This window comes from Pseudomonas sp. SZ57 (genome assembly GCF_009495975.1).
GTDB classification, from domain to species: Bacteria; Pseudomonadota; Gammaproteobacteria; order Pseudomonadales; family Pseudomonadaceae; genus Aquipseudomonas; species Aquipseudomonas syringae.
Genome location: NZ_WIBD01000007.1, coordinates 269,616 through 290,817, shown reverse-complemented (window position 1 = coordinate 290,817; position 21,202 = coordinate 269,616). Strand labels below are relative to the sequence as shown.

The following is a 21,202-nucleotide window of genomic DNA, read 5'->3' as shown; positions in this document are numbered from 1 at the left end:
CTAGGCAGTGATTGCAAAATATTACTGCCTAGGCAGCCGTTGTCAAAGCATTTATTAGCGTGCTTACTAAATCCCCATAAAAAAACGACCGCTGGCAAGACGGTCGTTTTTGGAGGGAACGCGAGAGCAATCAGGCGGCGACAGGTACACCACTGTGAAAGCGGAACTCTTCGTCAGGGCTTTCGATCAGCTCACGCTCGGCCAGACGGATCTCCTCGATCTTGGCATCGACATCAGCCTTGTCGCCGTAGCTGTAAGCCAGCTTGAGGTAGTCCTGAAAGTGCCGCGCTTCGGACTTCAGCAAACCGCCATAGAATTTGGCCAGCTCTTCGTCCAGATGCGGCACCAGCGCGGCAAAGCGCTCACAGGAACGAGCTTCGACTATGGCACCGACGATCAGCGCATCGGTCAGCCGGTAAGGGTTGTGATTGCGCACCAGCTTGCGCAGCGCTCCGGCATAACGGGCCGAGCTGATGTTGGCCATGGGGATCTGGCGCTTTCTGATGATGCTGATGACTTGCTCGAAATGGCGCAGCTCTTCCCGGGCCAGACGCGACATCTTGCTCAACAGGTCAAACTTGTCGTTGTACTGAAACATGAACTGGAACGCAGCCCCGGCGGCCTTCTTCTCGTTGTTCGCATGGTCGATCAGCAGGATGTCCAGATTGCGCAGCGCGGCCTGGACCCAGCTGTCGGGTGTGCGGCAAAGCAGAAAGGCTTCGATTTCAGGGATCGGGTACATAGGCTCACAGAATGACGGAGAGGCACGGCCGCGCATTATACGAGCAGCAACGATGCCTCGCGACACAAAAGCATGCCGGGTTTGTCAGGCGCCGAATGCGTCGCGCAGAAAGCCTGGCGCGATATAGCGCTGATAGTGCGCCTCGGACAGCAGGAAAAACTCGCGGTCGATCGCATCGCGCAGTTCCGGCAGCGTCCAGTCGCGAAACTCCGGCAACAGCACGAAGCCGTAGGCCTCGACCTGGCTGATGACCCGCGCGCCACGGGCGATCAACTGGTAAGCCCAGCAATATTCGGACTGGTGCGGCACGAAGCGGATCTTGCGCTGGGTGAGCTGCGCACGCAGCTTGTCAGCATCGAAGACTTCGAGCTTGGCAGTCATCACCTGGACCAGCAGTTGCTCCAGACGCAGCCAGACGGCTCTTTTTTCGTCTTCGTTATAGCCGTTCCAGTGGATGACCTCGTGGTGGAAGCGCTTGCAGCCACGGCACACCAGATCCCCGTAAACAGTGGAGCAAAGGCCGACGCAGGGGGTTTTGATAATGTAATCGGGCATGTCAGGCAGGACTGGGGAAGGCGAAACAAGGGCTCATGTTAGCCCTTTGTCTAAGCAAGTTCACCCCCGAAGATGTAGGGGCTAACTTACCTTTGGCAAAGTTTTGGCGTAGAATCAGCGAGCCTTTTAAGGCGCCAATGTCCGTTGGAAGCTGTTTTCAAAGCGTCACGAGCACAGTCAAGTTAATCCCGCAGTGCGGCGTCGACAGGCCATTCCCTCATCACGAATGGCCGTGTCGACCGCCACTCCCTCCCGCTCTGCAGGCGTAAAACTTTGAAAACAGCTTCTGTTAGGAATCACCGACACCCTGCCAACAAGGCTCAATAAGCCTTGCGTGGGTACGGGCGATTTCTGGATGAGCGTCCCGGACACCCATTTGGGACCACTGATGAGGGTTAATACTGTGCTTGAAGCCTACCGTAAACATATCGAAGAGCGTGCCGCCCAGGGCATCGTGCCCCAGCCGCTTAACGCCGAACAAACTGCAGGCTTGGTCGAGCTGCTGAAGAATCCCCCGGCTGGCGAAGAAGCTTTCCTTGTCGATCTGATCACCAATCGCGTTCCGCCAGGCGTTGACGAAGCTGCCTACGTCAAGGCCGGTTTCCTGTCTGCCCTGGCCAAGGGCGAAGCCACTTCTCCCCTGATCGACAGAAAACGCGCCACCGAACTGCTCGGCACCATGCAAGGTGGCTACAACATCGTCACCCTGGTTGAACTGCTCGACGACGCCACCCTCGCGCCGGTCGCTGCCGAACAACTCAAGCACACCCTGCTGATGTTCGACGCCTTCCACGATGTGGCCGAAAAAGCCAAGAGCGGCAATGCCCACGCCAAGGCTGTTCTGCAGTCCTGGGCTGACGGCGAGTGGTTCAAGAAGCGCCCGACGCTGGCCGACAAGATCAGCCTGCGCGTCTTCAAGGTTACCGGCGAAACCAACACCGACGACCTGTCCCCTGCCCCTGATGCCTGGTCGCGTCCAGACATCCCGCTGCACGCACTGGCCATGCTGAAAATGGCACGTGACGGCATCGTTCCTGACGTTCAGGGCGCCATCGGCCCGATGAAGCAGATCGAAGAAATGCGCGGTCAGGGCTTCCCGATTGCCTACGTCGGTGACGTGGTCGGTACCGGTTCCTCGCGTAAATCGGCGACCAACTCGGTACTCTGGTTCTTCGGCGACGACGTCCCTTACGTCCCGAACAAGCGTGCCGGCGGTTTCTGCTTCGGCAGCAAAATTGCTCCGATCTTCTACAACACCATGGAAGATGCCGGCGCTCTGCCAATCGAATTCGATGTCTCGAACATCAACATGGGTGACGTGATCGACGTCTATCCCTACGCTGGCAAGGTCTGCAAGCACGACAGCGACGAAGTCATCACCACCTTCGAAATGAAGACCCAGGTGCTGCTCGACGAAGTCCGCGCTGGCGGCCGTATTCCGCTGATCATCGGCCGTGGCCTGACCAGCAAGGCGCGCGCCGAACTGGGCCTGCCGGAGTTCGACCTGTTCAAGACCCCTGACCAGCCAGCCGAAAGCACCAAAGGTTACACCCTGGCGCAGAAGATGGTCGGCAAGGCGTGCGGCGTAGCGGGCGTTCGTCCGGGCACCTACTGCGAACCGAAGATGACCACCGTCGGCTCCCAGGACACCACTGGCCCGATGACCCGCGACGAACTGAAAGACCTGGCATGCCTGGGCTTCTCGACCGATCTGGTCATGCAGTCGTTCTGCCACACCGCGGCCTATCCGAAGCCGATCGACGTCAAGACGCACCACACGCTGCCTGACTTCATCATGACCCGCGGCGGCGTTTCCCTGCGTCCGGGCGACGGCATCATCCACAGCTGGCTGAACCGCATGTTGCTGCCCGACACCGTCGGCACCGGTGGCGACTCGCACACCCGCTTCCCGATCGGTATCTCCTTCCCGGCCGGTTCCGGCCTGGTGGCGTTCGCTGCTGCAACGGGCGTCATGCCGCTGGACATGCCTGAATCGATCCTGGTTCGCTTCAAGGGCAAGATGCAACCTGGCATTACCCTGCGCGACCTGGTTCACGCCATTCCTTACTACGCGATTCAGGCTGGCCTGCTGACCGTAGAGAAGAAAGGCAAGAAGAACGCATTCTCCGGTCGCATCCTGGAGATCGAAGGCCTCGACAACCTGAGCATCGAACAGGCTTTCGAGCTGTCCGACGCCTCTGCCGAACGTTCGGCTGCCGGTTGCACCATCAAGCTGGCCAAAGAGCCAATCATCGAATACCTGAATTCGAACATCACCCTGCTGCGCTGGATGATCGAACAGGGGTACGGTGATCCTCGCACCCTGGAGCGTCGTGCTCAGGCGATGGAAGCCTGGGTTGCCAACCCGGAGCTGCTGGAAGCCGACAAGGACGCCGAGTACGCCGAAATCATCGAAATCGATCTGGCCGACGTCAAGGAGCCTGTGCTCTGCGCGCCGAACGATCCGGACGATGCCCGCCTGCTGTCTTCGGTACAGGGCGAGAAGATCGACGAAGTGTTCATCGGTTCCTGCATGACCAACATCGGCCACTTCCGCGCTGCGGGCAAGCTGCTGGATCAGGTCAAGGGCCAGCTGCCGACGCGTCTGTGGCTGTCGCCGCCGACCAAGATGGATGCTCACCAGTTGACCGAAGAAGGCTACTACGGCATCTACGGCAAGGCTGGCGCACGCATGGAAATGCCGGGCTGCTCGCTGTGCATGGGTAACCAGGCACGCGTGGAACCGAACGCGACCGTGGTGTCGACGTCGACCCGTAACTTCCCGAACCGTCTGGGTGACGGCGCGAACGTCTACCTGGCCTCGGCCGAGCTGGCGTCCGTTGCCTCGATTCTGGGTCGTCTGCCGACAGTCGAAGAGTACATGGGCTACGCCAACCAGATCGACACTATGGCAGCGGACGTGTACCGCTACCTGAGCTTCGATCAGATCGCCGAGTTCCGTGAAGCCGCTGCGAACGCCAACATCCCGGCTGTTCAAGTGTAAGCACGAAAGCAGGCATCAGAAGAACCCCATCCTCGTGATGGGGTTTTTTTTGCCCTCACTCGGCCTCGTACATATATTTTTCACATTCACATGGCTATAGTGGCGGCCCTTGTTGGGGAGTAGCCTGCTCTTGACTCCGGTCACAGAGCGTTCGTATCAACATTCTCGGCAGCATGCCGTGGTGCGAACACCTTCTGGTTGGCGAGACCAACGATGCATCCATGCCTAAAGTCGGGCGTGTGGTTGCGTCGTTGACTCATAGCCCGACTGGATATAACCGTGAACCCGATTTCCCTCCTCTTTCTCGCGCTTGCCATGTCCACGGACGCCTTTGCTGCGGCCCTTGGTAAAGGAGCAAGCCTGCATAAACCGCGCTTTCTCGAAGCGTTGCGCACGGGCCTCATATTCGGCGCCATCGAAACCATCACGCCGGTCATCGGCTGGGGCATTGGCCAGGTGGCTGCGCGCTTCGCCGAGAGCTGGGACCACTGGATCGCCTTCACCCTGTTGCTGGTGCTCGGCCTGCACATGATCTACAACGGCATCAAGCACGACGATGACGAAGAGCAGGAAAAGCCGGGGCAGCATTCTTTCTGGATTCTCGCCGTTACCGCATTCGCCACCAGTATCGATGCACTGGCAGTCGGCGTAGGCCTGGCGTTTGTCGACGTCAATATCGTGGTTGCCGCCCTGGCCATCGGCCTGGCGACCACGGTCATGGTCACCATCGGCGTGATGCTGGGCCGGGTGCTGGGCGCCATGGTCGGCAAACGCGCTGAAATCATTGGCGGTATCGTGTTGATCGTGGTGGGGGCGACGATTCTTTACGAGCACCTGTCTGCTGCGGCCTGATTGACGGCCCGAGACCTATAAACGCAGAATCGAGTAGGGGGCGGGTTCACACCCGCCGTCCTCTCACACCACCTTCCCCCCCCCCACGGCCAGCCAGACTCTTTCAGGCACTAAGATTTGTTACCACTACGACGATGCCACCCACCACAGCCAGAAATATAGATGAGATCCCGATCAGACTCTCAGGGCACTACGCGAAAATTAAGACTTCTCCTACAGACCGCCTTTCACGTTTCCGATAGCCTCCCATGCGTCAACTAAACGCTGGTTATTGTTTACGGATCAAAGACATAAGGACGGCCTGCAATTATTTCTTCAGCTCGATTGGGCGACAAGCACGCCTGCCCATTGCCGGGTCACGGTACAACGCCGATCGCTTCTGCATCCGGTGACGTCAACATCAATGGCATGGGCGCGGCACGCGTGGGTGATACCTGTGGGTGCGGGGCAGTCATCACTTCAGGTTTCCCCTCTATTCAAGTGAATGGCCGTCCTATGGCCCACCTGGGAAGCCCAACCAGTCACGGCGGGACAATCATCACGGGCTCCAATAATGTTGGTGGCGGCTTCGTCATGGGTGACGCCGTTGGCGCGACCATTATTAACTTCATGGCGCTGGGGGCCCTCCGGACAGACGGTTCCGTGGACGACGAGAAGATGGCGACCTTGCTGGCTGACCCTAAGCTCACGGAGAAAGCCTTGGCGGCGAACGCTTTGGTTGAGCCTGGGGCTGACGGTAAAGAATCAGAGGCGAAGCCTGAGCCAAAAGCGGAAACCGTTGTTTGCAAAGATCCCGACAGAATGGAAGAGCTGGCGACCTACATTGCTGGCGAGATGAACACCAACATCAACAGCCCAGAAGTTCGGCAGATGAGAGACCTCAATAGCTTCGATGCGGCTGCAAAGATGAAGGAGTATGAGGCGCTTCCATTTTATTTGCGCCTTGGTCCCGGCCCGGATTTCTACAGCATGGCGGCCGGTATGCAAGCCAAGGCTTTTGCCATCTGGGCAGAGCGAGTGGGCCAAGATCGTCCTTGGGACCATAAGCCAAAAATCCGGGCGGCATTTGGCGGCATTTGGCATAAACAAGGAAAGTACGACTATTTTTATGATATTTGGTCAAACGTCCACTACGGCTATGTGGGCCGCGTTGCGGGTTTTTCTGAGAGCGTACTTGCAGACGGGGCAGGAGCCGAGCAGATAGTTTCGGACTCTTGGGGGAAGATCAGCGATATAACGAAACCATCAGAAAGACGGAAACACAGGGGACCTCGCCGTGCTGAAAACGTTGACGGCCTCCGTGCCTGGGACGACGATCCAGACCGTATATCTATTAGTATTGGAATTAAACTCTTTAACCGACACCCCACGGGTGGGATAACAGCGAAGATGGTTATGGATAAGGTTCTTGCAGTTACACCACAGGAATGGGGAGCAGGTGTCATTGAGCACAAATGCAAAGAAAATTAAGGCCCGTTACTTGTTCCTTTTCCTATTGATAGCTCCGCTGGTGGCTTGGTACTTTGCTGCTCCAGGCGTAATTGTCCACTACCCTAAAGAAGCCACGGACGAACTGCGCTTAATTTGGAACACTCACGACCAGATTACAAGGCAGCGAATGCTACCGGGGGAAGCGACATCGGAGTTTGGTCATGTATTCCCTGATGAGAACTTCTTCATGGTGTTCTTTTGGTGGACCGACAGAGGTTTACGAAAATGCATCGACATCACACCTAAGCGCTGGGCAACGATAGACATCTACCTTGATAGGACTGGTAGGGTCGATATCGAAAAAACATCTCCTAAGGTTATTGCCCGGTTGAAGCAATGCGTGGGTGAATCTGACCCCTTTCGGTCCTAAAGCGCCCTGCCAGCAACACAAAAAAGACAATCAGCACGGCCACCATGCAGACCGAGACGACTTACTTACGGAAACATTACCGCACGACGGCAACAAGTGAGTTTCTTGCTATAACGCGAGAAGAATGGGGGGGGGGAAGGCACCAGTGAAAAAAAAGGCGAATAACGCTAAGTTCAGATATGGCCGATGGGTGCTTGGCGCCTTATTAATCTGCCCAATTGCATTTTGGTACTTGGCATCTCCGGTCGTAGCTGTCAATTTTTCACATGAAGGAAAGGAAGAATTTCGGTACATCTGGAACACGCAGCATCGAATCTATAAGGGTGACATGCCCAAAGGGGGCGGTTCAGCCGTTGAGTTCAGCTACATATTCCCTGACAAGGACTTTTTCATGATGTTCGATTGGTGGACCGACAAGGGTTTTCAGAGGTGCATCGACATCACGCCTGAATGGGGAAGTACGATAGACATCTATCTTGATGATATCGGCAGGATCGACACAGCCAAAACAGCGCCTGACGTTATTGCTCGTCTGAAACAGTGTGTGGGGCGACCAGACCCCTTCCGCAGTCACCCGTGACACCCTTGCCTCCGACTAACACTTCCCCTTGCCGGGTGTGTAGAGAACTTGCACCTTAAAGTCACCAGCGTGGTCACCACAGCCAAGCTGGTTGCGCTTAGGCGCAACGCGCCATGCTTGGCGCACCACAAAAAAACCGCATCTCTCGATGCGGTTTTTTATGGGTCAACCTGTTACAAGCGGATCAGACCGTAATGCCCTGCCCACTCATGGCCAGGTCCAGCAGTTCGCGGTTGGCAACGGCGTACATCGCGTAATCCGTGCCGCTTGCCGCACGCAGCTCGACCAGCATGGCGCGCCAGCGCTCGACCATCAGTGTGTGCTGCTCCAGCCACAGGGCCAGACGCGCATCGATTTCCGAAGGACCATCGGCCATCTGCAGAACCGACACGGTGATCGCCCGCTGTTGCCAGTCGACATCGTCACGAAACGCTTCACGCGCCAGCGCCTGCCAGTTGTTTTCCACCGGCAGACTGCTGATCTGCTGCAAGTACCAGGTAATGTCCAGCGCGCTGCCAACGGCGAAGTACGCCTTGGCGACATCGGCAGCGTTCTGCCCGGTCACATCGGAGGCTTCGATGATCGGCAACAGTGTGTACAGATGCGTCGTACCGGCGACCATGCGCGCCAGCAGTTCCGGCACACCGGCTTCGACATAGGCCTGATAACGCGTTTGCCAGATCTCGCGGGTAGGCCCTTCCAGCAGCTCGTCAAGCTTGAGCCCCAGTGCTGCGAGGTGCGGACCGAAGTGCGCCACATCACGGCCAGCGTCCAGCTCATTGCGACGGCTACGCAGGAACCAGCGTGTGGCACGACGCCCCAGACGCATCAGCTCGTCCATCAGCGCCAGCTGGATTTCGGCCGAAACCTTGTAGTCCAGTGCCTCGATCTGACGGAACCAGTGCGGCAGGTGGAAGATGTCACGCACGATCACGTAGGCACCGGCCACCGCAGCAGCGCTCATGCCGGTCGACTCTTTGAGCCGCTGCACGAAGGTGATGCCCATGTGGTTGACCAGATCGTTGGCGATCTGCGTGCTGACGATCTCACGCTTCAGGCGATGGCCGCGCATGGCCGTGGAAAACTTGGCGCCCAGCGAAGGCGGGAACGCGGTTTCCATATCACGCGCCAGATAGTCGTCATCCGGCACACGGGATTCCAGCAACGCTTCCTTGAGGTCGATCTTGCTGTACGAGATCAACACCGACAGCTCGGCACGACTCAAGCCCTGCTTGGCCGCAATCCGCTCGGCAATCTGCTCTTCAGCCGGCAGGAACTCGATGGCACGATCAAGCTTGCCACGCGCCTCCAGGTCACTCATCAGGCGCTTGTATTCGGCAATCCGCTCGTAAGCACGACGGGCTGCCAGCGACAACGCCTGGGTCTGCTTGTAGTTGTTGCCCAGCACCAGGTGGCCGACTTCGTCGGTCATGCTTTCGAGCAGCTGATTGCGCTGCTTCTCGGTCATGTCACCGGCCTGCACTACTTCGTTGAGCAGGATCTTGATGTTCACTTCGTGGTCGGAGCAGTCCACACCGCCCGCGTTGTCGATGAAGTCGGTGTTGGTCGCGCCGCCATTGAGACCGAACTCGACACGGCCCAGCTGGGTCATGCCAAGGTTGCCGCCCTCACCCACTACCTTGCAGCGCAGCTCGTTGCCGTCGACGCGCAGCGCATCGTTGGCCTTGTCGCCGACATCGGCGTGCGACTCTTCGCTGGACTTCACGTACGTACCGATACCGCCGTTCCACAACAGATCGACCGGCGCCTTGAGCAAAGCGTTCAGCAGTTCGGTCGGGGTCAGCTTGTCAGCCTTGATGTCGAAGCGCGCCTTCATCTGTTCGGTGATGGCGATACTTTTCAGGCTGCGCGGGAAGATCCCGCCACCAGCGGACATGATGCTGGTGTCGTAGTCGGTCCAGGACGAGCGCGGCAGATTGAACAGGCGCTGACGCTCTGCAAAGCTGGTGGCCGGGTCCGGATTCGGATCGATGAAGATGTGCAGGTGGTTGAACGCTGCGACCAGCTGCAGCTTGTCAGACATCAGCAGGCCGTTGCCGAACACGTCACCGGCCATGTCGCCGATACCGATCACGCTGATGCTGTCCTGCTGCACATTGATGTCGCGTTCACGGAAGTGACGCTGCACGCCCACCCATGCGCCCTTGGCGGTGATGCCCATCTTCTTGTGGTCGTAACCGGCAGAACCACCGGAAGCGAAGGCGTCACCCAGCCAGAAGCCGTAGTCGATGGCAATGCCGTTGGCGATGTCGGAGAACGTCGCCGTGCCCTTGTCGGCGGCCACCACCAGATACGGGTCATCATCGTCATGACGCACGACGTTGACCGGCGGCACCAGCGCGCCTTCCTTGAGGTTGTCGGTTATGTCCAGCAGCCCGGAGATGAAGATGCGGTAGCAGGCGATTGCCTCGGCCTGCACTTCGTCGCGGTTGCCGGTGGTCGGCAGGCGACGCGGCACGAAGCCGCCCTTGGCACCTACCGGCACAATGACCGAGTTCTTAACCTGCTGGGCTTTTACCAGGCCCAGCACTTCGGTACGGAAGTCTTCCTCGCGGTCCGACCAGCGCAGGCCGCCACGCGCCACGTTGCCGAAGCGCAGATGCACGCCTTCGACACGCGGCGAATAAACGAAGATTTCAAATTTGGGCACCGGCTTGGGCAGCTCGGGAATCAGGCGCGGGTTGAACTTGAAGCTGAAATAGCTCTTGCTCTGCCCGTTGGCATCGGCCTGATAGAAGTTGGTCCGCAGCGTGGCTTTGATCAGGTCCAGATAACGACGCAGGATGCGGTCTTCGTTGAGCACCTGCACGTCGTCCAGCGCAGTCAGAATGGCCTGTTCCAGACGCAGCTGCTTGTCGTCGAGATCGTCGGAACCCAGCTTGCGCGCCAGATAGAACCGGGTCTTGAACAGACGCGTCAGCTCGCGGGCGATGTCGGTGTGGTTGTTCAGCGTGGTGGCGATGTAACCCAGGTCAAAGCCCAGACGAATCTGCTTCAGGTAGCGCGCATAGGCACGCAGCAGCGCCACATCGCGCCACGGCAGGCCGGCGGTGAGCACCAGACGGTTGAACGCATCGTTTTCGGCATCGCCGCGCACGATGTGCACGAACGCATCCTGCAGAGTGTCGTTGAGCTGCTGGATATCGAGGTTCAGACCTTCGCCGTAAGTAAAGGCGAAATCATGAATCCAGAACTCGCGACCGTTGGCATGATGCAGGCGGTATGGGAACTCGCCCAGCACGCGCAGGCCGAGGTTTTCCAGAATCGGCAACACGTCGGACAAGGCCAGCGGTGTATCGGCGTGATACAGCTTGCAATGCAATTGCTGGCGGCCACCGGCCAGTGGCTGGTAGAAGCTCATCACCAGCGGATTGGCTTCGCTGAGGCTCAGTACGTGCTGCATGTCGACGACTGCCGAATGCGCCGCAAAGCGCTCGCGGTAGCCGGCCGGGAAGCCTTTCGGGAAGTCGGCCAGCACATTGGTGCCGTGGGCTTCACCGAAGCTTTCGACCACCAGACTGGCGTAGTCGTCCTTCCACGAACGGCACGCCTGAATGACTTCGTTTTCCAGCTGGGCGACGTCGATCTCCAGGTTGATCTTCGGGTCCACGCGCAGAATCAGTTGCACCCGCGCCAGCACCGATTCAGAGAAGAACGTCCAGAACTCGCAATCGCTGGCCTTGAGGCGGTCCATCAGGACCTGCTGAATCTTCTGGCGCACTTCGGTGGAATAAACGTCGCGCGGCACATAGGCCAGGCAGTAGCAGAAACGGCCATACGGGTCCTTGCGCAGGAACACGCGAATCTTGTTGCGCTCCTGAATCTGCACGATGGACATGACCGTGGTGAACAACTCGTCCACCGGGGTCTGGAACAGGTCGTCACGCGGCAGTACTTCGACCACCTGCGCCAGTTCCTTGCCCAGGTGCGCCTTGGCGTCGAAACCGGAACGGCGCTCGACCTCGGCGACCTTGCGACGGATGTACGGAATCTGCCGCACGCTCTCGCCATACACCGACGAGGTGTAAAGGCCCATGAAGCGACATTCCTTGATGACCTTGCCCGACGCGTCGATCTGCCGGATCGAAACGTAATCCGGGTACGCCGGACGGTGTACGCGGCTTGGATGCGCCGCCTTGGCAAACGACAGCAGCACCGGTTCCTGCAGGTATTTCACCGCGTAGTCTTCGATGTGCAGTTCTTCGCGGGTCAGACCAGGGCGCAGCAGTCGGGTCAGCCCCAGGAAGGACGACTCGTCGTACACCAACTGGCCGCCTTCGGCGTCGTTGCGCACTTCGAACTCTTCGTAACCGAGGAAGGTGAAGTGGTTGTCCACCAGCCATTGCAGGAAGACCTTGATCTCGGCCTTTTCCTCGACATCGGTGTTGGACTCATTGGCATCGATACTGGCCAGCAGCTCGTGCAGACGCGCTTTCATCGGCCCGAAATCTTCAACGGCGGCGCGTACTTCGCCAAGCACCTGTTCCAGCTCGCGCGCCAGCACGTTCAACTCGCTGACGTTGGCGCAGCGGTCGATCTCCAGGTACATCAGCGATTCCTGCAGCACGTCGTCGCCAGTGGTGCCCTTGGGCAGCAGCTCAAGCAATTCGCCAGCAGCCCCGCGACGCACGCTCAGCACGGTGGTCTGCAGGGTGTGGATGCTGTAGCCGCGGCGGTTCAGCTCGGTACGTACGGAGTCGACCAGAAACGGCAGGTCATGATGCAGCACTTCAACGGCAGTGTGAGTCGATTGCCAGCCGTGGCGCTCGTAATCGGGGTTGTAGACCCGGACCTGCGGGTGAGCATGTTCGAAACGCTCCAGCAGGCGCCACGCGGACAAGGTGCAGCCTGCCAGGTCGGAAAGCCGCCGCTGGGTGAGTTCGTCGAGGGAAATGATGCCGAAGAATTGCTCGGCGAACAGCGCCACTTGTGGCAGTGCCTGTTCGCTGATGTGCTGAGCCAGTGCCGCTTGCAGTTGATGCTGGAAGTCGGCCTTGCTGGCTGCGGTGAAGAACGCCATCTGTGGTACTCCGCTTTGGCTTTTATTGGGGAGGCTTGAAGAAGGTGTTGAAACCGGGATGCCCTTGCAGTCAATCGCGTGGGCATCACCTGATCGAGTGTAAAGCTAAAGTAGTAACGCGCGCCGTGTCAGGGTAGTCACATTTGTATATCGGAGTGAAAAAACGCTACGCGCACCCGACACCGTACACCACTTGTCCGTCATGCAGCTTAACGAGAGCTGAGCGCACACTGCTTACGAGGCTGCGACATATTCGGTCATCAGGTCGCGATACACTGCGCACGATGGTGCCAATATCGCCCGACATTATTTGCCCGGGACTGGCAAAATTCACTCACGCCTTACCTGGACAGACCCGGAGCCACCCATGCAAATCAAGACCGCCAGCCTTATCGCCAACCCGTGCGACGACGAATACGACGACATGGCACTGCTCTGCTGCCACGCAGAAAACGGCATGCTGTTTTCCCTGACCCGTTTCCCGGACGAGAACGAAGTGGAAATCACCGTCAGCGACGACAAGTCACTGAACGTGTCCAGCCTGAAGGTCACCTTCAGTGCCGAGCGCCTGTTGGTGGAAATCGACGCGCAGGACGCCAGGCAGCTCGATGGCCACCATCAGTACGAAATCCTCCACGCCACCGATGCAGGCGAGTTGCAGGACGTTCACCAGACGTTACAGATCATTCTCGAAAACGTCGGTGAGTACACCAGCACACTCAGCTGATGATCAAAAAAGCACCAGAGTGAACAATTCGCCGAACAGGAGTCTGTCATGAACCGCATTTTCGACGCCCACTGCCACATCATCGACCCGCATTTCCCGCTGATCGCCAATAACGGCTATCTGCCGGAGCCGTTCGGTGTCGCTGACTACCTCACGACGGTCCAGCCGCTGGGCGTTCAGGGCGGTGCGGTGGTGTCCGGCTCCTTTCAGGGCTTTGATCAGGGCTATCTGCTTCAGGCGCTGCGCCTGCTGGGACCGGGTTTCGTCGGTGTCACGCAATTGCCCGCCAGCGTCACCGATGCAGAGCTGGACACCCTGAACGCGGCAGGCGTGCGCGCCTTGCGCTTCAACCTCAAGCGCGGCGGCTCGGAGCAGCTCGACCAGCTGGAGGCACTGGCCGTGCGTGTCCATGAACGCGCAGGCTGGCACTCCGAGCTGTATATCGACTCGCGGGAACTGGCGCCCATCGAAACACGCCTGTGCAAACTCCCGGCCATCAGCATCGATCACCTGGGGCTGAGTACCGAAGGGCTGCCCGTGATCCTGCGTCTTGCCGAGCGCGGTGTACGGATCAAGGCCTGTGGTTTCGGGCGAGTGGACTTTCCGGTGCGCGAGGCCCTGAGGGATATCCACGCCGCCAACCCGAATGCCCTGATGTTCGGCACCGACCTGCCATCGACCCGCGCCCCCCGCCCCTTCCGGCCCGACGATATCGAACTGTTGATCGACGCACTGGGCGAAAGCGGCGCTCGTCAGGCGCTGTGGGAGAACGCGGCGAGCTTCTATCGACTCTGACGCCGTGGCTCCGGGAGCCAGAACCAGCCGTCCTACATGGACACCCATGGATCATGTAGGACAATACCTGCATAAATGACAGGCACTTCTCTAAATGCAATAAAAAACGCGGGAGTCGTTAGTCGATAGCTGCCTGGATGGATTAAAGTATCGCCCCCAGCTCAGCATTCGTCAGACACAGCTGTTCACCCTGCCAGGAACCGTCACCGATGGAACATCGTGAAGCGCTGATTGCGCTGCGAACTTTTCTTTCAACGCAGATCCTTGGCCAGGAAAAGCTGATCGAACGCCTGCTCATCGCCCTGCTTGCCGACGGCCACATGCTGGTCGAAGGCGCTCCCGGCCTGGCCAAGACCAAGGCCATCAAGGAGCTGGCAGAAGGCATCGAAGCCCAGTTCCACCGCATTCAATTCACCCCCGACCTGCTGCCTGCCGACATCACCGGTACGGAGATCTATCGCCCGGAAACCGGCAGCTTCGTGTTCCAGCAAGGACCGATCTTCCACAACCTGGTGCTGGCCGACGAAATCAACCGTGCGCCGGCCAAGGTCCAGTCGGCCCTGCTCGAAGCCATGGCCGAACGGCAGGTCAGTGTCGGGCGCAGCACCTACGACCTGTCGCCGCTGTTTCTGGTCATGGCGACCCAGAACCCTATCGAGCAGGAAGGCACCTACCCGCTGCCCGAAGCCCAGCTCGACCGTTTTCTGATGCACGTCAAGATCGGCTTCCCGGATGCCGCCGTCGAACGCAAGATCCTTCAACAGGCGCGTGGCGAAGCCTTGAATGGCGAAACCAAGCCGGAGCGCCGCGTCAGCCAGCAGGCGATCTTCGCCGCACGCAAGGAAATCCTTGGCCTGTACATGGCCGATGCGGTCGAGGAATACCTGGTGCAACTGGTCATGGCCACCCGCACCCCGGCCAAGTTCGACCCGGAACTGGCCGAATGGATTGCCTACGGTGCCAGCCCGCGGGGCTCCATCTCGCTGGACCGCTGCGCCCGTGCGCACGCCTGGCTGGCCGGACGCGACTTCGTCAGCCCCGAAGACATTCAGGCGGTGCTGTTCGATGTCTTGCGCCACCGGGTCATCCTGTCGTTCGAGGCCGAAGCTGCCGGTATCGATCAGGATCGCGTGATTCAGCGCATCCTCGACGTCGTGGCCGTCGCCTGACCCCATGCAACCCTACCTGATCCCCCAGCCGGGCATCCGCGTCAGCCTCAGCGAGCTGATCGAGATGCGTCATCGGGTGCGGGAAGTGCAGCTGTTTTCCACCCCGAGCCAACGCAGCCCGCTGATCGGCCTGCACCATTCCAAGTTGCGCGGTCGTGGTGTGGATTTCGATCAGGTGCGGGTCTATCAGGCCGGTGACGACGTGCGCAGCATCGACTGGCGCGTGACGGCACGCACGCAGGAGCCGCACACCAAACTGTTCCATGAGGAACGCGAACGGCCCATTTTCATTCTTGTGGAACAGAGCCGACGGCTGTTCTTCGGCTCCGGCCTGATGTTCAAGTCGGTACTCGCGGCTCAGGCGGCCGCGCTGATCGGCTGGGCGGCGCTGGAACACAACGACCGGGTCGGCGGGTTGGTGTTCGGCGATAACGAACACTACGAGATCAAGCCGCGACGCAGCAAACAAAGCCTGCTGCAGTTGCTCAACCGACTGGTGCGGGTCAATCAGTCGCTGCATACCGAGATTCCGCCAGACCGCGATGCGTTCGGCACTGCGCTGCGTCGCGCACGGGAAGTGCTGCGCCCCGGCAGTCTGGTCATCGTACTGTGCGACGAGCGTGCCCTGTCCGATGCCGCCGAACAACAACTGAGCCTGCTGTCACGCCACAGCGATCTGCTGTTGCTACCGCTGTCCGACCCGCTGGACCGCGCCCTGCCCGCTGCCGGTTTGCTGCGCTTTGCCGAACGCGGCGCGCAACTGGAGATCGACACCCTCAACCCCGAACTGCGCCGCGCCTACCGGCAACAGGGCGAGGAGCGCACGGCGCGTTGGGAGTTGCTGGCGCAGAAGCTGCGGGTATTGCTCATGCCCTTGAGCACCCAGGCGGAGCTCGTCGAACAACTGCGCGAATACCTCAATGCGCGACGTCCGGTGAAGCGTAAATGAATCCCCTCGATCAGCTGGAGCCGCTGATTGCGCCCGAAGCCGTCGGCTTCTGGCCGCTTGCGCCGGGCTGGTGGCTGCTGCTGTTGCTAATCCCCGTTGCAGGCTGGGGCCTGTGGCGCTTGCGCAAACTGCTGCCGGTCAAGGCCCGCAAAGTGCGCAGCGAACAGCCGCTGGACCCGGTTCGCCTCGCCGCGCTGGCGGAACTGGCCAGCCTGCCGAAACCCTACGACGGCGCGCCGGCCGGTGCCTGGCTGCAGCAGATCAACGGCCTGCTCAAACGCCTGTGCCGTAACCATTACCCGCACAGCCAGAGCCACACCCTCAACGGCCGCAAATGGCTGGCGTTCCTCGACAACCGCTGCCCGGCTGCCGGTCTGACGCGCTGGATGATCCTGGTCGAAGGTGCTTACAAGCCCGAGTGCAAACTGGACGACAAGGCCATCACCGGCCTGACTCAGGCGGTCGATACCTGGATCCGCAAACATGTTTGAGTTCGCCTGGCCGTGGGTCTTCGCCCTGCTGCCATTGCCATGGCTGATGCGCGCCCTGCTGCCCATGGCCGACAGCGGCGAGCCGGCGCTCAAGGTCAGCTTTCTCAGTGAACTCGAAGGCCTGAGCGGTCGCCGCGCCAAAGCCAACTTGCCGGTCTGGAGACAGCGTGCGCCGTTTCTGTTGATCTGGCTGTTGCTGCTGATCGCCACAGCGCGACCGCAATGGCTGGGCGAGCCACTGCCGGTGGCTGCCAGTGGCCGCGACCTGCTGGTGGCAGTCGACGTGTCCGGTTCGATGGACTACCCGGACATGCAATGGAAAAGCGATGAAGTCAGCCGGCTGGTGCTGGTGCAACAACTGCTCGGTGACTTTCTCGAAGGCCGCAAGGGCGACAGAGTCGGCCTGATCCTGTTCGGCACCCAGGCGTTTGTCCAGGCGCCACTGACCTATGACCGCCGCACCGTGCGGGTCTGGCTCGACGAGGCGAGGATAGGGATTGCCGGCAAGAACACCGCACTGGGCGATGCGATCGGCCTGGCCCTGAAACGTCTGCGTATGCGTCCGGCCACCAGTCGTGCGCTGGTGCTGGTCACCGATGGCGCCAACAACGCCGGTCAGATCGATCCGATTACCGCCGCACGGCTGGCTGCCGAAGAAGGCGTGAAAATCTACCCCATCGGCATCGGCTCGGACCCGGACAAGGACGCGCTGCAAAGCGTGCTGGGCCTCAACCCCAGCCTTGATCTGGACGAACCGACGCTCAAGGAAATCGCCAGCCTAAGCGGCGGCCAGTATTTCCGCGCGCGCGATGGCGACCAGCTGGAAAAAATCCGCGCCACCCTCGATGCCCTGGAGCCGGTTGCACAGCAGCCCACCCAGGCACGCCCGGCGCAAGCGCTTTATCAATGGCCATTGGCGACAGCGCTGCTGTTGAGTGTGTTGCTGGTGCTGCGCGAGTTATGGCCGAACAACGCACTGCAACGCCTGCTGGCGGTGCTGCGTTCCATCAACTGGCGCGAGCGCTACAAAAGCCTGTGGAGGTCGCGATGATCAGCGGGCTCTGGCCGCACTGGTTTCGCCCGGAATGGCTGCTGATCACGCCCTTGCTGGCGCTGCTGATCTGGCGACTCTGGCACCGGCAGAAACGCGCCGGACGCTGGCAAATGCTGCTGCCCACTCACTTTCACGAGGTGTTGCTCAACGGTGGGCGCGGCAGCAACAGCAAACTGCCATGGGTCGCGCTGGGGCTCGCCTGGTTACTGGCCCTTTTCGCCTTGCTGGGCCCCAGTTGGCAGCGCGTCGAACAGATCAGCCAGAAACCGGTCGATCCGCTGGTGGTGATTCTTGAACTCACTCCGCAGATGCTCGCCACCGACACGCCCCCTACCCGTCTGGAACAGGCCAGACGCAAGCTGCTGGACCTGTTGCAAAAACGCAGCGATGCGCAGACCGCCATCGTTGTCTATGCAGGCAGCGCACACACGCTGGTGCCGCTGTCCGATGATCTGGTCACCAGCCACAACCTGCTGGAAGCCATCAGACCGTCGATCATGCCGGTGACCGGCCAGCGCGCCGATCTGGCCGTGCAGAAAGCGCTGCACCTGCTCAAACAGGGCGCATTGGGTCAGGGGCGGATGCTGTTGATCACCTCGTCGCTGAGCGAACAGGAACGTCAGGGCATCCGCGCCGCATTGCGCGGAAAATCGCCGCCGCTATTGATTCTCGGGGTCGGCACGGCCGAAGGCGCGCCGGTCACGCAGGAAAACGGCAGCCTGCTCAAGGACGATCAGGGTGCGATTCTGGTGCCGCGTCTGGACAGCGCCAGCCTCAACGACTTCGCCGATCAGGTCGGTGGCAGCTATCGTCAGGCACGCGGCGATGAAGAAGACTTGCGCAGCCTCGGTCTGCTGGCCAGCCCCCGACACATGACCCGCGACGGCCAGGTCGTGCAACTCGACACCTGGGCTGACCAGGGCCACTGGTTGCTGCTGCCGCTGCTGCTGATCGCGGCACTGGCCGGCCGGCGCGGCTGGCTGTTCTGCCTGCCGCTGATGTTCATGTTTCCGCAGAACAGCCAGGCGTTCGAGTTTCAGGACCTGTGGCTGCGTCCCGATCAACAGGGCCAGCGACTGCTGGAACAGCATCGTCCAGCCGAGGCAGCGCAGCGCTTCGAAGACTCGCGCTGGAAAGGCGTGGCGCTTTACCAGGCGCAAGACTACGCCAGCGCCGCCCGGCAGTTTGCCGAAGGCAACAGCGCCGCCGACCACTACAATCGTGGCAATGCCCTGGCCCGCAGCGGCGAGCTGGCAGCGGCACTGGATGCCTACGAACAGGCCCTGGACCGACAGCCCGACTTCCCTGCGGCGCAAACCAATCGGGCGCTGGTGCAAAGCCTGCTGGATCAGGCCAATGAGCAGAAGCCAGCCCAGGATGAACAGAACAAGGCCGATCAGGGCGAAGAAGGTCAGCAGGCGTCGCAAGACCCCAATAGCAGCGCATCGCCCGCCGAGCAGAACCCGTCCCGATCGGATCAACCCGGCACCAGCGAAAGCCTGCCGCCGGACAACAGCGGCCAGGCCACCTCGGGCGAGTCGACCGACGACGAACAGACCACCCGCCCTGCGCTACAGTCCGCCGACAGCCCCATGACCGGCGAGCGGCGTCAGGAACTGGAGCAGTGGCTGAGGCAGATTCCGGATGACCCGGGCGAACTGTTGCGGCGCAAATTTCGCTACGAACAGCAACATCAGGAAAAGACCCGATGAGTCGCGTGTACACCTTATTGATCGGCCTGCTGCTGAGCCTGATCACCTTGTCGCTGCAGGCTGCGCAACTGACCGCCAGCGTTGACCGCACGCGCCTCAACGCCGGGGAAACCGTCGAGCTGACGCTGGAAACCGACGATGTGACGCAGTTCGGCAAGCCGGACATGAGCGCGCTGGAAAGCAGTTTCGAGGTGCGTGACACGCGTCAGCTCAACAGCCTGAAAACTCTGGATGGTAGCAGCCAGGCCACGACGCGCTGGATCGTGACCCTGCTGCCCCGCGAGACCGGAAGCGTGCTGATTCCGTCGCTGCAACTGGGCGAGCTGAAAAGCCAGCCGCTGACCCTGCAGGTCCTGCAGAGCGAGCCCCAGGAGCAAGGCAACCATCTGGCATCGATCTTCATCGAAGCGAGCCTGGATCAGGACAGCGTATATGTTCAGGCCCAGGCCGTGTTGACTCTGCGCGTTTACCACTCGGTGTCACTGTTCGACGACAGCAGCCTGAGCCCGCTGCAAGTGCCGGACGCGCGGGTCGAAAAACTGGGTGATTCGCGCACCTACGAAAAGCTGATCAACGGCGTGCGCCACGGGGTGATCGAGACACGCTACGCGATCTATCCGCAGCAGAGCGGCGTGCTGAAGATACCGGCGCAAGTGTTCAGCGCCACGCTGGTGCAGACACCTGCCGAGGGTTCGCAAGCCCAGGACGCCAATCCGTTCGGCCCGCAGCCGGGCCGAGCGGTGCGGGTCAAATCTGCCGAAGTGCCGTTGACCGTCAAACCCAAGCCTGCCGACTACCCGGCCGATGTCGCCTGGTTGCCGGCACGCAGTATCAATCTGGAAGAAAACTGGAGCCCGGAGCCCGGCACTACGCAGGTCGGCGATTCGCTGACCCGCACCCTGACGCTCAAGGCCGAAGGGCTGGCCGGCGCGCAGCTGCCACCCTTGCCGCCCACAGAAGTACCCGGCCTGCGGCGTTACCCGGATCAGCCACAACTGCGCAACCTGCCCAGCGAACGCGGCCTGATCGGCACGCGCGAAGAACGCGAAGCCCTGGTGCCCACCCGCGCCGGCGCAATCGACCTGCCTGCGGTTGAAGTGACCTGGTGGAATACCCGCGAAGATCATCTGGAGCACAGCAGCCTGCCCGCGCGCACCCTGCAGATCAGCGTCAACCCGGGTCTGGCGGTGGACACGCCGGTGAACAACGACACAAACGGCGTGACCGTAATCGGCCCGCCAGTCTGGCCGTGGCAGATGAGCACATTGCTGCTGGTCTGCACCACCCTGCTCGGTTTCGGCCTGTGGTGGCGCGCCCGTGGACAGCCGGCAATCGCCCGGGCCGTGCAGACCGGGCCCAGCCCGCGTACCGTACTCGATGACCTCAAACGCGCCTGCCTGGCCAACGACCCGCAGGGCACCCGTCAGGCGCTCGACGCCTGGGCACGTCAGCAACCGGAAACCCTGGCCGAAATGGCCGCGCGTTTCGTGCCGCTGTCTGATGCTCTGGACGGTCTCAACGGTGCGCTGTACAGCGAAACCGGCAAGCTGTGGCTGGGCGAGGACCTCTGGCGCGCGGTGCGCAAGCTGCCCGCCGCCGAACATATTCAGGACCCGGCAGGTGATGCCGGGTTGCCGCCGCTGTATCCCAAATAAGGATGCAGCTCAGGC

Annotated in this window: 16 protein-coding genes; 13 read left to right on the top strand and 3 right to left on the bottom strand. The window is 60.6% G+C overall.

All coding sequences use genetic code 11. The features are described 5' to 3' along the window. Positions 1 to 130: 130 nt before the first annotated feature. Together GE543_RS10880 and GE543_RS10875 are read right to left on the bottom strand one after the other, a co-directional pair. Positions 131 to 742 carry a tRNA-(ms[2]io[6]A)-hydroxylase gene (locus GE543_RS10880; RefSeq protein ID WP_003368536.1) on the bottom strand — a complete coding sequence of 204 codons (612 nt, stop codon included), beginning with the start codon at positions 740 to 742 and terminating at the stop codon, positions 131 to 133. An 84-nt stretch (positions 743 to 826) separates the two neighbouring features. Continuing rightward, positions 827 to 1,297 carry a DUF1289 domain-containing protein gene (locus GE543_RS10875; protein ID WP_002554470.1) on the bottom strand — a complete coding sequence of 157 codons (471 nt, stop codon included), beginning with the start codon at positions 1,295 to 1,297 and terminating at the stop codon, positions 827 to 829. 403 nt (positions 1,298 to 1,700) lie between these two features. On the opposite strand from GE543_RS10875, the gene acnB reads away from it, so the two are divergent. The 5 genes from acnB to GE543_RS10850 all read left to right on the top strand — a co-directional run bounded on the left by acnB (position 1,701) and on the right by GE543_RS10850 (position 7,594). Beyond that, complete coding sequence (acnB, locus tag GE543_RS10870; protein WP_371927150.1) at positions 1,701 to 4,301, top strand: bifunctional aconitate hydratase 2/2-methylisocitrate dehydratase; 2,601 nt, start codon at positions 1,701 to 1,703, stop codon at positions 4,299 to 4,301. Between the two features lie 279 nt (positions 4,302 to 4,580). Then, on the top strand, positions 4,581 to 5,153 hold the full coding sequence (mntP, locus tag GE543_RS10865; RefSeq protein WP_371927145.1) for a manganese efflux pump MntP: 573 nt from the start codon (positions 4,581 to 4,583) through the stop codon (positions 5,151 to 5,153). 306 nt (positions 5,154 to 5,459) lie between these two features. Beyond that, positions 5,460 to 6,623 carry a polymorphic toxin type 44 domain-containing protein gene (locus GE543_RS10860; RefSeq protein ID WP_371927149.1) on the top strand — a complete coding sequence of 388 codons (1,164 nt, stop codon included), beginning with the start codon at positions 5,460 to 5,462 and terminating at the stop codon, positions 6,621 to 6,623. Then, entirely contained in the window at positions 6,598 to 7,014 is a 417-nt protein-coding gene (locus GE543_RS10855) for a hypothetical protein (protein ID WP_069710442.1), read from the top strand. The genes GE543_RS10860 and GE543_RS10855 overlap by 26 nt, the downstream gene beginning before the upstream one ends. A gap of 145 nt (positions 7,015 to 7,159) precedes the next feature. Beyond that, positions 7,160 to 7,594, top strand: coding sequence for a hypothetical protein (locus GE543_RS10850; protein ID WP_046271526.1), 435 nt, complete (start codon positions 7,160 to 7,162; stop codon positions 7,592 to 7,594). A 184-nt stretch (positions 7,595 to 7,778) separates the two neighbouring features. On the opposite strand, the gene GE543_RS10845 is transcribed toward GE543_RS10850, so the two are convergent. Then, entirely contained in the window at positions 7,779 to 12,635 is a 4,857-nt protein-coding gene (locus tag GE543_RS10845; RefSeq protein WP_003415735.1) for an NAD-glutamate dehydrogenase, read from the bottom strand. 367 nt (positions 12,636 to 13,002) lie between these two features. Between GE543_RS10845 and GE543_RS10840 the strand changes: the two genes are divergently transcribed. The 8 genes from GE543_RS10840 (at position 13,003) to GE543_RS10805 (ending at position 21,187) form a co-directional block, all read left to right on the top strand. Further along, positions 13,003 to 13,362 (top strand): hypothetical protein, encoded by a 360-nt coding sequence (locus GE543_RS10840; RefSeq protein ID WP_046271522.1) that lies wholly within the window; start codon positions 13,003 to 13,005, stop codon positions 13,360 to 13,362. A gap of 48 nt (positions 13,363 to 13,410) precedes the next feature. Continuing rightward, on the top strand, positions 13,411 to 14,157 hold the full coding sequence (locus GE543_RS10835) for an amidohydrolase (RefSeq protein ID WP_153221426.1): 747 nt from the start codon (positions 13,411 to 13,413) through the stop codon (positions 14,155 to 14,157). A gap of 209 nt (positions 14,158 to 14,366) precedes the next feature. Continuing rightward, entirely contained in the window at positions 14,367 to 15,326 is a 960-nt protein-coding gene (locus tag GE543_RS10830) for a MoxR family ATPase (RefSeq protein WP_003342804.1), read from the top strand. 4 nt (positions 15,327 to 15,330) lie between these two features. Continuing rightward, positions 15,331 to 16,275 (top strand): DUF58 domain-containing protein, encoded by a 945-nt coding sequence (locus GE543_RS10825; RefSeq protein WP_003318876.1) that lies wholly within the window; start codon positions 15,331 to 15,333, stop codon positions 16,273 to 16,275. Then, a complete protein-coding gene (locus GE543_RS10820; RefSeq protein WP_003415732.1) occupies positions 16,272 to 16,766 on the top strand; it encodes a DUF4381 domain-containing protein in 495 nt (164 codons plus the stop codon). Before GE543_RS10825 ends, GE543_RS10820 begins: the two co-directional genes overlap by 4 nt. Then, positions 16,759 to 17,817, top strand: a complete 1,059-nt coding sequence (locus GE543_RS10815; protein ID WP_153221425.1) for a VWA domain-containing protein — start codon at positions 16,759 to 16,761, stop codon at positions 17,815 to 17,817. The genes GE543_RS10820 and GE543_RS10815 overlap by 8 nt, the downstream gene beginning before the upstream one ends. Next, complete coding sequence (locus GE543_RS10810; RefSeq protein WP_153221424.1) at positions 17,814 to 19,532, top strand: VWA domain-containing protein; 1,719 nt, start codon at positions 17,814 to 17,816, stop codon at positions 19,530 to 19,532. The genes GE543_RS10815 and GE543_RS10810 overlap by 4 nt, the downstream gene beginning before the upstream one ends. Then, the gene (locus tag GE543_RS10805; RefSeq protein ID WP_153221423.1) at positions 19,529 to 21,187 is read left to right on the top strand and encodes a BatD family protein; all 1,659 of its coding nucleotides are present in this window, start codon (positions 19,529 to 19,531) and stop codon (positions 21,185 to 21,187) included. The genes GE543_RS10810 and GE543_RS10805 overlap by 4 nt, the downstream gene beginning before the upstream one ends. Positions 21,188 to 21,202: the final 15 nt, after the last annotated feature.

Coding starts and splice junctions, on each gene's coding strand:
- GE543_RS10880 (WP_003368536.1), bottom strand. CDS start 742: ATGTACCCGATCCCTGAAATCGAAGCCTTTCTGCTTTGCCGCACACCC.
- GE543_RS10875 (WP_002554470.1), bottom strand. CDS start 1,297: ATGCCCGATTACATTATCAAAACCCCCTGCGTCGGCCTTTGCTCCACT.
- GE543_RS10845 (WP_003415735.1), bottom strand. CDS start 12,635: ATGGCGTTCTTCACCGCAGCCAGCAAGGCCGACTTCCAGCATCAACTG.
- GE543_RS10840 (WP_046271522.1), top strand. CDS start 13,003: ATGCAAATCAAGACCGCCAGCCTTATCGCCAACCCGTGCGACGACGAA.
- GE543_RS10835 (WP_153221426.1), top strand. CDS start 13,411: ATGAACCGCATTTTCGACGCCCACTGCCACATCATCGACCCGCATTTC.
- GE543_RS10830 (WP_003342804.1), top strand. CDS start 14,367: ATGGAACATCGTGAAGCGCTGATTGCGCTGCGAACTTTTCTTTCAACG.
- GE543_RS10825 (WP_003318876.1), top strand. CDS start 15,331: ATGCAACCCTACCTGATCCCCCAGCCGGGCATCCGCGTCAGCCTCAGC.
- GE543_RS10820 (WP_003415732.1), top strand. CDS start 16,272: ATGAATCCCCTCGATCAGCTGGAGCCGCTGATTGCGCCCGAAGCCGTC.
- GE543_RS10815 (WP_153221425.1), top strand. CDS start 16,759: ATGTTTGAGTTCGCCTGGCCGTGGGTCTTCGCCCTGCTGCCATTGCCA.
- GE543_RS10810 (WP_153221424.1), top strand. CDS start 17,814: ATGATCAGCGGGCTCTGGCCGCACTGGTTTCGCCCGGAATGGCTGCTG.
- GE543_RS10805 (WP_153221423.1), top strand. CDS start 19,529: ATGAGTCGCGTGTACACCTTATTGATCGGCCTGCTGCTGAGCCTGATC.